Here is an 11,216-nt window from a genome sequence, read left to right as displayed (position 1 = left end):
ATGTGATCGGCCAAGCCATGCTGCCGTATTTTAATAAACTCGGCACCACCTTATTGCTGCTGTGCTTCTTAGGTTCAGGTTTTACCCTGTTGACGGGGATCAGCTGGCTGACCGTGGTCGAGAAAATCGGCTTAATCTCTATTTGGATTTATAAGAAACTTAAATTATTACCGCAAGCGATGAAACGTGAGCGTGAAACCGAAGATACCCGTGGTTTTATGTCTGTGGTCGATAAGTTTAAACAGCGCCGCGAATCACAATACGTGCTTGAAAAGCCGCCAGTCGTTGCCACGCCAAAGGTGCGTGAACGTCATATTGGCCGCAGAGCCGAAATAACCCCAACCCTGTCTACTGCAGCAGAAGATGGGTTTATTACCGAAAGCATTAATACTGAAGAAGCTGCGCCGCAAAAAACCAAGCTATCGGCCCTTGCAAAAATTTTGAGTTTGAATGGCAGTAAAAGCAAAAATGCACAAAGGGTTGAACCTCAAATCGATCAAGAGGATTTTGCCGCCCATGGCAATTTTGAAGCACCACCTTGGTTAGCCGAACCTCAACATGCAAAAAATGATGAGCAAGAAAGAGCCGATTTCAATTCGCATTCATTCGATCACGACGACAATGAGCCAGTGTTTAACAGCCAAACTTTGGCGGAAGATGACGATGAAAGCTTAGGCTTTACCGATGATGACGTCATTGATTTTGATACAAAAGCCTCAACGGGTGCCGTGAATCAAGCCCAGCGTAAGAAGCAAGATCAAAAAGCGAAGATTGTGGATGGCATTGTGGTGTTACCGGGACAAGAAGATAAACCCGCGCCGAAAAAACCAATGGACCCGTTACCCAGCATCAATTTGCTCGATGTGCCAGACCGTAAGAAAAACCCGATCAGCCCAGAAGAGTTAGATCAAGTCGCTCGTCTAGTTGAAGTGAAGTTAGCCGATTTCAACATCATCGCCAATGTGGTGGGTGTGTATCCAGGTCCTGTGATCACGCGCTTCGAATTAGAATTAGCGCCTGGCGTTAAAGCGTCAAAAATTTCTAATCTGTCGAAGGATTTAGCCCGTTCACTGCTGGCTGAAAGTGTGCGCGTGGTTGAAGTTATCCCAGGCAAGGCTTATGTCGGACTCGAATTGCCGAATAAATTCCGTGAAACCGTGTTTATGCGCGATGTGTTAGATTGCGCCGCCTTTACCGACAGTAAATCCAACTTAACTATGGTGTTAGGTCAAGATATTGCCGGCGACCCAGTCGTGGTTGACCTTGGAAAAATGCCGCATTTGTTAGTTGCTGGTACCACTGGTTCTGGTAAGTCTGTGGGCGTAAACGTGATGATCACCAGCTTACTGTATAAGTCTGGCCCAGAAGATGTGCGCTTTATCATGATCGATCCCAAGATGTTGGAATTGTCTGTCTATGAAGGCATTCCGCATTTGCTCTGTGAAGTGGTTACCGATATGAAAGAAGCCGCCAATGCACTGCGCTGGTGTGTGGGCGAGATGGAACGTCGCTACAAGCTAATGTCTATGATGGGCGTGCGTAACATTAAGGGTTATAACGCCAAAATTGCCGAAGCGAAAGCCAATGGCGAAGTGATTTTAGATCCTATGTGGAAGTCATCCGACAGCATGGAGCCTGAAGCGCCTGCGTTAGATAAGCTGCCATCGATTGTTGTCGTGGTCGATGAATTTGCTGACATGATGATGATTGTCGGTAAGAAAGTTGAAGAGTTGATTGCCCGTATCGCGCAAAAGGCCCGTGCAGCAGGCATACACTTGATTCTGGCAACCCAAAGACCGTCAGTGGATGTGATTACTGGCTTGATTAAAGCCAACATTCCGACACGTATGGCGTTCCAAGTATCATCGCGTATCGATTCGCGCACCATTTTAGACCAACAGGGTGCTGAAACCTTACTCGGTATGGGGGATATGTTATTCCTACCACCGGGTACTGCGGTTCCGAACCGTGTCCATGGCGCCTTTGTTGATGACCATGAAGTTCACCGCGTCGTTGCCGATTGGTGCGCCCGTGGTAAACCGCAATATATCGATGAAATTCTTAATGGTGCCAGCGATGGCGAGCAAGTCTTACTTCCGGGTGAAACTGCAGAAACCGATGAAGAATATGATCCACTCTACGATGAAGCTGTCGCCTTTGTGACCGAAACTCGTCGCGGCTCGATTTCAAGCGTACAGCGTAAATTTAAGATTGGTTATAACCGTGCCGCGCGCATTATCGAACAGATGGAAGCCCAAGGTATCGTTTCGGCTCAAGGCCACAACGGTAACCGTGAGGTCTTAGCGCCGCCGGCACCAAAACATTATTAAGCCGCGCTGAGGCGTGGCTTTGATACACCCAAGGGTTTTACAGGGTAAGGAATAAAATGAAAAAAAGATTATGCGCTGTGTTGTTAGCTTCACCTTTGCTATTTAGCGCGGCTGTGTTTGCCGATGATGCACAGCAGCTCAGAGACAAACTGATTGGTACTGCATCACTAAAAGCCGATTTCAAACAAACCGTCACTGACGTGAATAAAAAGGTCATTCAGACGGGTTCTGGTATCTTTGCATTGGCCTATCCAAATCAGTTTTATTGGCACTTAACTCAGCCAGATGAATCGCAAATTGTCGCTGATGGTAAAGATTTATGGATCTACAATCCCTTCGCCGAAGAAGTGGTCATCATGGATTTTGCCGAGGCTATCAATGCTTCGCCTATCGCCTTGTTAGTCCACCGCGACGATGCCACTTGGTCACAGTATTCAGTCACTAAGCAACAAGACTGCTATGAGATCAAACCTAAGGCGATTGATTCGGGCATATTGTCCGTCAAGGTGTGTTTCAAAAATGCCCAGTTAGCCAACTTTAATGTTGCCGATGACAAAGGTAATTTGAGCCAATTTGATTTGAGCAATCAGCAAGCGATTACTGATAAAGACAAAGCGCTGTTCAGCTTTGTGCTGCCTGACAATGTCGATGTTGATGATCAACGTCGTAAAACAGCGCACTAGGCAATAGCGTGAGCAGTTTATCCTTTAATTTCGCCCCAGACTTTCGTCCCTTGGCCGCACGCATGCGGCCAAGAACGATCGCCGAGTACATAGGCCAAGCACATTTACTGGGTGAAGGCCAGCCGCTACGCAAAGCATTGGAAGCGGGACGCGCCCATTCCATGATGTTGTGGGGGCCGCCGGGCACAGGTAAAACGACCTTAGCCGAATTAATAGCACATTATTCAAATGCCCACGTTGAACGCATCTCTGCGGTCACCTCTGGCGTCAAAGACATTCGCGCGGCGATTGAGCAAGCGAAAGCCGTGGCTGAATCCCGTGGTCAACGCACGTTATTGTTTGTCGATGAAGTCCACCGATTCAATAAAAGCCAGCAGGATGCCTTTCTGCCATTTATTGAAGATGGCACTGTGATTTTTATCGGTGCGACCACTGAAAACCCGTCGTTTGAAATCAACAATGCGCTGCTCTCGCGGGCACGTGTCTATCTTATCAAGCGCTTAAGCCATGATGAGATAGCCCACATAGTAACTCAAGCCTTAAGCGATACCGAGCGCGGCTTAGGCCAACGCCAATTTGTGATGCCAACCGATGTGCTCACCACACTGGCGCAACTTTGTGATGGTGATGCCCGTAAAGCGTTAAATCTTATTGAGTTGATGAGCGATATGCTCGCCGATGGCGGCACCTTTACCACTGAGATGTTGATCCAAGTGGCGGGGCATCAAGTTGCTGGATTCGATAAAAATGGCGATCAATTTTACGATTTAATCTCAGCCGTCCACAAATCAATTCGCGGCTCAGCACCCGATGCGGCGCTGTATTGGTTTTGTCGAATATTAGAAGGCGGCGGCGATCCGCTGTATGTCGCAAGGCGCTTACTGGCAATTGCCTCTGAAGATGTCGGCAATGCCGATCCTGCGGCGATGACCATAGCGCTTAATGCCTGGGATTGTTTTCACCGTGTCGGCCCAGCCGAAGGTGAGCGAGCAATAGCGCAAGCCATTGTTTATCTTGCCAGTGCGCCTAAGAGTAACGCTGTCTATACCGCATTTAAGGCCGCGCGTGAGTTAGCTCGCGATACTGGGCAAGTCGAAGTGCCACACCATTTACGCAATGCACCGACTCAATTAATGAAAGACATTGGCATGGGAGCAGGGTATCGATATGCCCACGATGAAGCCAATGCCTATGCCAGTGGTGAAAATTATTTCCCCGAATCCCTGCAAACAGCGCAGTTTTATTTTCCGACTGAGCGAGGGTTCGAGAAGCGAATCAAAGATAAGTTGGCGCAATTAGCCCAGTTAGATCAAGCCAGCGAGCATAAAAGATATGAATAATCTCTTACTTGTGGCGCTAGGTGGTTCAATTGGGGCTGTTTTTCGCTATCTTATTTCAATATTCATGATCCAAGTATTTGGCAGCAGTTTTCCTTTTGGTACACTGTTGGTTAATGTCCTCGGTTCATTTTTAATGGGCGTAATTTACGCACTGGGGCAAATGAGTCATATCAGCCCAGAACTCAAAGCGCTGATCGGTATCGGCCTGTTGGGCGCTTTGACAACGTTTTCGACTTTCTCTAATGAAACCTTATTGCTGCTGCAAGAAGGGGATTGGCTGAAGGCGACTTTGAATGTGGTGTTGAATCTAAGTCTATGTTTATTCATGGTGTACTTAGGTCAGCAACTGGTTTTTTCTCGCATTTAACTATTAAGAATATATCACATGTTAGATCCTAAATTTTTGCGCAACGAATTAGAAGTTACCGCTGAGCGACTGGCCACCCGTGGCTTTATTTTAGACATAGCTCACCTCACTCAATTAGAAGAAAAGCGTAAGTCACTGCAAGTGGCTACCGAAGAATTACAAGCGTCGCGTAATGCCATCTCCAAATCCATTGGCCAAGCTAAAGCCCGTGGTGAAGATGTTGACGCGATCATGGCGCAAGTGGGCGATTTAGGTTCACAGCTGGATGCCAAAAAGATTGAACTGGCGGCCGTGCTTGAAGAAGTGAATGCCATTGCCATGTCGATGCCCAACCTGCCAGACGAATCCGCGCCAATCGGTGCCGATGAAACGGAGAACGTTGAAGTTCGCCGCTGGGGCACGCCACGCACGTTTGATTTCCCAATTAAAGATCATATCGATTTAGGCGAAGGCCTAAACGGTTTAGATTTTAAAAATGCAGTGAAAATCACTGGCTCACGTTTTATCGTGATGAAAGGCCAAGTTGCCCGCTTAAACCGCTCCATTGGTCAGTTCATGCTGGACTTGCACACCACAGAGCACGGTTATACCGAAGCCTATGTGCCGTTACTGGTTAACGAAGCAAGCTTACTGGGCACAGGTCAACTGCCTAAGTTTGGTGAAGACTTGTTCCACACTAAACCTGCCACCGAAGAAGGCCAAGGCTTAAGCTTGATCCCAACGGCCGAAGTGCCATTAACCAACTTAGTGCGCGATAGCATTGTTGATGAAGACGAGCTGCCGATTAAATTAACCGCGCATACCGCATGTTTCCGCAGCGAAGCGGGCTCATACGGCAAAGATACTCGCGGTCTGATCCGTCAGCATCAGTTCGATAAAGTTGAAATGGTGCAAATCGTTAAGCCGGAAGATTCAATGGCGGCGCTCGAAGCGCTAACAGGTCATGCTGAAACTGTATTGCAACGTTTAGGTCTGCCATACCGTACTGTGATTTTATGTACTGGTGATATGGGCTTTGGCTCAAGCAAAACCTACGACATCGAAGTCTGGTTACCGGCACAAAACACTTATCGTGAAATTTCTTCTTGCTCAAACATGAAGGATTTCCAAGCCCGTCGTATGCAAGCACGTTACCGCGTGAAAGCTGATAATAAGCCCGCGTTACTGCATACCTTAAACGGTTCCGGTTTAGCTGTGGGTCGTACCTTAGTGGCTATTTTAGAAAACTATCAAAATGCCGATGGCAGTATCACAATCCCAGAAGTGCTGCGTCCCTACATGGGCGGCTTGACTAAAATAGGCTAATGGAACGCAAAATAATACTATGGATAAAGGCCAGCGCTATCTCCGTTGGCTTTCCTATACCGCTGTCATTGCTGTATTTTTTGCGGTGATGTTGGCGACCATAGGCAAAGCCGTCTGGGTTGTGTTAGAAAACGTCAAATAACCCTATTAACTTTGTTCAAGTAAAAAGAAAGGCATGTTTCCCAAGGGAACATGCCTTTTTGTTTGTGCCACATTGATGTTCAATGCTCACATTTGACCCTTACGTTCGATATTGAGTTAAGTGCGATGACTTAACCTATACGATTAAATGCATTTAGCTGGCTTTGGCAAGCCCGCAATTTTGGTAGCTTGTTTTGCTGGGCCAATAGGGAACAAGGTATATAAGTACTTTGAATTGCCTTTGTCTGGCCCTAAAGCTTGGCCAATAGCTTTGACCAATACGCGAATAGCAGGGCTCGTTTTGTATTCAAGATAAAAATCGCGAACAAAATTAATCACTTCCCAATGGGCGGGCGTAAGCACGATTTGCTCTTCTGCCGCCAATAGTAAAGCCATATCCGGTTGCCAATCGTTGAGATCTTTTAAATAACCTTGATGGTCACGGGCGATTTCTGCGCCATTAAATTGCAATGGATTTACCACGTTATCACCTTGTCATGGAGTAATGATTGAGCCACAAACTCATTGTAATCGATAAGCGTCACGTTCTTTAAACGCTCAGATAGGCCTCGAGCGACGACATCGTCTTTTAAGACCATCAGCTTGAAGGGCGATAATGCCATTGCCCATTGACGCAGCAGTAACGCGTTCACGCCATCGCTCGATAGTAGAATCGCATCTTCCTTACAGGCGTAACGTAAGCAGAGTTTCAACGCACTATCTCGGCTGGGAGATGTTTGAATATGATGTAAAATCATCAGAATACTAAGACCTCATCAACCTGTTTTAAATGGGCAGCGATGGCCTCATCGTTGACCACAGTAACAGGAACTGACAGTAAGCCATGGCTTAAGCCGTAGTCGGCTAAGGATTGCTTACAGACAAATACCGACTCGATATCGTACAGCGGCAGTGCTTTAAAGGTGGAGATGTAATCTTTAGCACCAATAAGCTCAGGCTGTTGATCTTTAATCAAATGCAGCACACCTTCATCGACAAACACTAAACTCACTTCTTGCTCAAAGCTGGCGCTCAGCAGGGCGAGATCTAAACCTTCGCGGCCACGAACAGTACCGTGTGGCGAACAGCGAAATAGGATACACAATTTTTTCATAGTCACCCTGAGAGTTAAAAACTGATCAAACGATCGGCCGATTCAATGCCGGTGACAAGCTCGCCTAAACCGCCCATGATAAATGACTCGCCCACATTCCAGTGGCTCAGGCCATTCTCGCTGGCATCTTGCTTGCTTACAATCCCACGGCGCAGCGCTGCTGAAACGCAATTGACTAACGGGAACTGATGGGATTGCGCGAGCTGTTTCCAGTCACTGATCACATCGTTTTCATCGGAGGCGGGTAAGCTTAAATCTGTGGAGTTATACACGCCGTCTTGATAAAAAAACACACAGATAATCTGATGCCCAGCCAAAAGTGCAGCTTGGGCAAAGCGTAAGGCGTTAACACTCGCCGACGTGCCATAAGCGGGCCCGTTCACTTGGATAATAAATTTGCTCATTTAAAATAAAAATGGCCCTAAAAGTAGGGCCATTCTAACGCAAGTTAAGCTAAAAATCGCTAACTAGGATTAGTCATCGTTGCCTATGCCCATAAGGTGCAACAGCGCGATGAAGAGGTTTAAGAAATCTAAGTATAATGAGATAGTTGCGCGAATGTAGTTCGTCTCGCCACCGTTCACAATACGGCTAGTATCAAACAGGATAAAACCTGTCATCAATAATGCAATACCGGCGTTAATCGCCATAAAGGCAATGCTGTTACCCATAAAGATGTTAATTACGGCAGCGGCAATCACCACAATCAAGCCAGCGAACAAGAACCCACGTAGGAAAGAGAAATCTTTCTTAGTGGTCACCGCATAGGCTGATAAGGCAACGAAAATCACTGACGTTAACCCCAGTGCTTGCATGATCAGCTGTGGACCGTTTGCCATACCAGCGTAGTGATTCAGCATGTAGCCCAGTGACGCGCCTTCCATACCAGTAAAGGCAAATACCCAGAAGATACCCGCTGCAGATTCGGCTTTACGTAAGGTTACAAACAACAGCACTAGGCCGCCAATGGATAAGCCAATGGAGAGTAATGGACTGATATTTAATGCCATTGCCAAGCCAGCGCACAGGGCAGAGAAGGCCAATGTCATAGACAACAGCATATAAGTGTTTTTAAGAAGTTTGTTCACTTCCAGTGTTGACGCACTTGTCGAATATAAGGTTTCTTGGGTCATGTTGATCTCCGTTGACACATTTCCGAACTGATCATTTTGATTTTTTACAGCACACTAAGTTCCCGTAAAATCCTAAAACGAACTTAACTGCATTAATGATACCGTACCTGAGATACGGGTGAAAGTCATAGAACCATGAATAACAAATTGTTAATCTTAAAAATTTTGCCTCATCTCACATATCAATCTTAAGTGCTAAGCGTTTAGGATTGAGATGGCTGCATCCGTATCTTTATCTACTAAGCACATGAATGCTTGGTTAAAACTTAATTGGCTTGATAAATAGGCCTGCTGAACTTAGGCGCAGTTACAGCCAATGCCGAGTATAAGGACTAGATCAGCATATTGAGTTTAAACCAAGCTTAAGCCAGCCACTCTTTATGCAATTTTTCAGTATCGCCCAGATATTCCAGTACCCAAGCGAGCGCAGGCGACATCTTGTCGGCATTCCACGCGAGACAGCATGGACTGGTCTGCTTAGGATTTTCTAGCTGTTTCTCAACCAGCGCACCCGCTTTAATAAACACACTTGCTAAGTGCACTGGCATATAACCAACGCCTAAACCTTCGCGGAAACAGTTAATGGCGCGGATCCAATCGGGTACAACGAGGCGACGTTGATTTTCGAGCAACCAAGTCATACGTTTTGGAATTTCCCGAGAGGTGTCTTCTAGGCAAATCGAGGGGAAAGGGCGCAGCTCATCGTCGCTTAGCGGACGGTCAATATTGGCCAATGGATGATTTTTGCTGACTAAAAATGCCCACTCAATATCGCCCATGTCTTTATATTGATACACGCCGCCGACCGGAATTGCGGTTGTTGCACCAATTGCAATGTCACTGCGGCCCGTGGCGAGCGCTTCCCAAACCCCGTTAAAGACCTCAATGCGAATAATCAATTCAATATCATGGAAATGACGATAGAAGTCAGCAATCAATACGCTGATCCTATCGGCACGGACGATATTATCCAGCGCGATAGACAAGGTCGGTTGCCAACCGTTTGCTACGCGCTGCGTGCCACGCTTCATCTCGTCCATCTGCGTAAGCAAAGTTCTGGCTTGCTTAACAAAATGTTCACCCGCAGGGGTTAAGGTTACGCTGCGATGATGACGTTCGAAAAGAATGACGCCGAGTTCTTCTTCTATTTGCTTGACCGCATAGCTCACGGCAGAGGGCACTTTATGCAGCCGATTCGCCGCCGCGGTGAAACTTCCTACACGAGCCACAATATCTATGAGTTCTAGCGCTTGTTCTGAGAGCATAGCTGACGTCCGTTCCAATGAAAATAATTGATAGCACAAGTCAAAAATAAACGTTTCCAATAGATTTAACAAGTCATTAGACTGCACGCTTTAGTCAATCCGACCCGATTATTTTATGAAAACGTCTAGTAACACCTTTGTAAACATAAAGTTCTTTATGTTTCTATTCTATTTAGCCATGTTGAGCATGCTCGGCTTTATTGCCACTGACATGTATTTGCCTGCTTTCAAAGCAATTGAAGGCTCACTTAACAGTACCCCATCACAGGTCGCGATGTCGCTGACCTGTTTCCTGGCGGGTCTTGCCTTAGGTCAGCTACTTTATGGCCCCTTAGTCAATAAAATCGGCAAACGTTGGGCACTGATCTTTGGCCTAGTGGTGTTTGCCATTGCCAGCGTGTTTATTGCCAACAGTGATTCTATCCTAATGCTCAATACCGCGCGCTTCTTCCAAGCGATTGGCGCCTGTAGTGCAGGGGTTATTTGGCAAGCGATTGTGGTGGAACAATATGATGCCGATAAAGCCCAAGGTATTTTCAGTAACATTATGCCACTGGTCGCATTATCGCCTGCATTAGCACCGATCCTTGGCGCTTACATTCTGAACGAATTAGGCTGGCGTGCAATCTTTATCTCTTTGTGTGTTATCGCTTTTCTACTGATATTGATGACCTTGTACTTTGTGCCAGGCAAGCGTCAGCATACACACAGTGAACATGCTGCGGTATCTTATGGGCAAATTTTGAAAAACACCCGCTATTTAGGCAACGTCGTGATCTTCGGCGCCTGTTCCGGTGCTTTCTTTGCTTATCTAACCGTATGGCCGATTGTGATGGAAATGCACGGCTATCTGCCAACTGAAATCGGCCTTAGCTTTATCCCACAAACCATCATGTTTATTGTCGGTGGTTATGCGAGTAAGTTACTGATAAAACGCATTGGCGGGCATCAAACACTGAATATCTTGTTGTCGATTTTCGCAGCCTGCGTTATTTCGATCATCATGTTCACGCTGATTTTCCCAGCAAGCACGATTTTCCCACTGCTTATTTCGTTCTCTATTTTGGCCGCAGCTAATGGCGCCATTTACCCGATAGTCGTGAACAGCGCGCTACAGCAGTTTAGTCAGAATGCCGCTAAGGCCGCAGGATTACAGAATTTCTTGCAGATCAGCATTGCCTTTGGTGCATCTAGCTTAGTCGCTATGTGGGCAAGCCTAGGTGAAGTAGCGATCGGTTGGGGCATCCTATGTTGCGCTATCTTAGTTGTGGTCGGCTATGTGCTGAAGAGCCAACAAGGGTGGGGCGATTTTGCCAAACATTTCACTAAGCCAGATCCCGCACGTGTTGGCATAGTGGCCGATGTGAAGCAAAATCCAGCGGATTGAGTGTAATAGCAACAATCGGCGCATAATTGAGAGTTAGTGCTTTACAGTCAACACACTTACTTATATTATGCGCCTCGTTCGGAGGGGTGGCAGAGTGGTTTAATGCACCGGTCTTGAAAACCGGCGTGGGTTTATAGCCCACCTAGGGTTC

General features: G+C 46.7%; 13 protein-coding genes. 7 read left to right on the top strand and 6 right to left on the bottom strand.

Going from position 1 to position 11,216, the window contains the following annotated elements:
- The 6 genes from BM607_RS05680 to BM607_RS22245 form a co-directional block, all read left to right on the top strand.
- Nucleotides 1-2,330 (top strand): DNA translocase FtsK 4TM domain-containing protein (locus BM607_RS05680; protein ID WP_249269554.1); only part of this gene is annotated, 2,330 nt, incomplete at its 5' end.
- Between the two features lie 56 nt (nt 2,331-2,386).
- On the top strand, nt 2,387-3,013 hold the full coding sequence (gene lolA / locus BM607_RS05675) for an outer membrane lipoprotein chaperone LolA (RefSeq protein WP_011846837.1): 627 nt from the start codon (nt 2,387-2,389) through the stop codon (nt 3,011-3,013).
- 8 nt (nt 3,014-3,021) lie between these two features.
- Nucleotides 3,022-4,353, top strand: a complete 1,332-nt coding sequence (locus BM607_RS05670) for a replication-associated recombination protein A (RefSeq protein ID WP_071939861.1) — start codon at nt 3,022-3,024, stop codon at nt 4,351-4,353.
- Nucleotides 4,346-4,720 (top strand): fluoride efflux transporter CrcB, encoded by a 375-nt coding sequence (crcB, locus tag BM607_RS05665; RefSeq protein ID WP_006081645.1) that lies wholly within the window; start codon nt 4,346-4,348, stop codon nt 4,718-4,720. Before BM607_RS05670 ends, crcB begins: the two co-directional genes overlap by 8 nt.
- A gap of 18 nt (nt 4,721-4,738) precedes the next feature.
- Nucleotides 4,739-6,025: a serine--tRNA ligase gene (gene serS / locus BM607_RS05660; RefSeq protein WP_071939860.1), complete on the top strand. Its 1,287-nt coding sequence runs from the start codon at nt 4,739-4,741 to the stop codon at nt 6,023-6,025.
- Nucleotides 6,026-6,044: 19 nt separating this feature from the next.
- On the top strand, nt 6,045-6,167 hold the full coding sequence (locus BM607_RS22245; protein WP_006081643.1) for a hypothetical protein: 123 nt from the start codon (nt 6,045-6,047) through the stop codon (nt 6,165-6,167).
- A gap of 143 nt (nt 6,168-6,310) precedes the next feature.
- Here BM607_RS22245 and BM607_RS05650 read toward each other — a convergent pair whose 3' ends face one another.
- The 6 genes from BM607_RS05650 to punR all read right to left on the bottom strand — a co-directional run bounded on the left by BM607_RS05650 (nt 6,311) and on the right by punR (nt 9,678).
- Entirely contained in the window at nt 6,311-6,649 is a 339-nt protein-coding gene (locus BM607_RS05650; protein ID WP_006081642.1) for a TusE/DsrC/DsvC family sulfur relay protein, read from the bottom strand.
- Nucleotides 6,643-6,924 carry a sulfurtransferase complex subunit TusB gene (gene tusB / locus BM607_RS05645; protein WP_006081641.1) on the bottom strand — a complete coding sequence of 94 codons (282 nt, stop codon included), beginning with the start codon at nt 6,922-6,924 and terminating at the stop codon, nt 6,643-6,645. Before tusB ends, BM607_RS05650 begins: the two co-directional genes overlap by 7 nt.
- The gene (gene tusC / locus BM607_RS05640; protein WP_063882974.1) at nt 6,924-7,280 is read right to left on the bottom strand and encodes a sulfurtransferase complex subunit TusC; all 357 of its coding nucleotides are present in this window, start codon (nt 7,278-7,280) and stop codon (nt 6,924-6,926) included. Before tusC ends, tusB begins: the two co-directional genes overlap by 1 nt.
- 14 nt (nt 7,281-7,294) lie before the next feature.
- Nucleotides 7,295-7,684 (bottom strand): sulfurtransferase complex subunit TusD, encoded by a 390-nt coding sequence (tusD, locus tag BM607_RS05635; RefSeq protein ID WP_071939859.1) that lies wholly within the window; start codon nt 7,682-7,684, stop codon nt 7,295-7,297.
- 69 nt (nt 7,685-7,753) lie between these two features.
- Complete coding sequence (locus tag BM607_RS05630) at nt 7,754-8,413, bottom strand: Bax inhibitor-1/YccA family protein (RefSeq protein WP_006081638.1); 660 nt, start codon at nt 8,411-8,413, stop codon at nt 7,754-7,756.
- A gap of 362 nt (nt 8,414-8,775) precedes the next feature.
- Entirely contained in the window at nt 8,776-9,678 is a 903-nt protein-coding gene (gene punR, locus BM607_RS05625; protein ID WP_011846842.1) for a DNA-binding transcriptional activator PunR, read from the bottom strand.
- 115 nt (nt 9,679-9,793) lie between these two features.
- Here punR and punC point away from each other — a divergent pair, with 115 nt between their 5' ends.
- The gene (gene punC, locus BM607_RS05620; protein ID WP_063882977.1) at nt 9,794-11,065 is read left to right on the top strand and encodes a purine nucleoside transporter PunC; all 1,272 of its coding nucleotides are present in this window, start codon (nt 9,794-9,796) and stop codon (nt 11,063-11,065) included.
- Nucleotides 11,066-11,216 lie beyond the last annotated feature (151 nt).

Origin of the sequence: Shewanella sp. SACH, from assembly GCF_001887095.2 — a bacterium.
Classification (GTDB): domain Bacteria; phylum Pseudomonadota; class Gammaproteobacteria; order Enterobacterales; family Shewanellaceae; genus Shewanella; species Shewanella baltica.
This window is presented reverse-complemented; position numbering and strand designations above follow the sequence as displayed.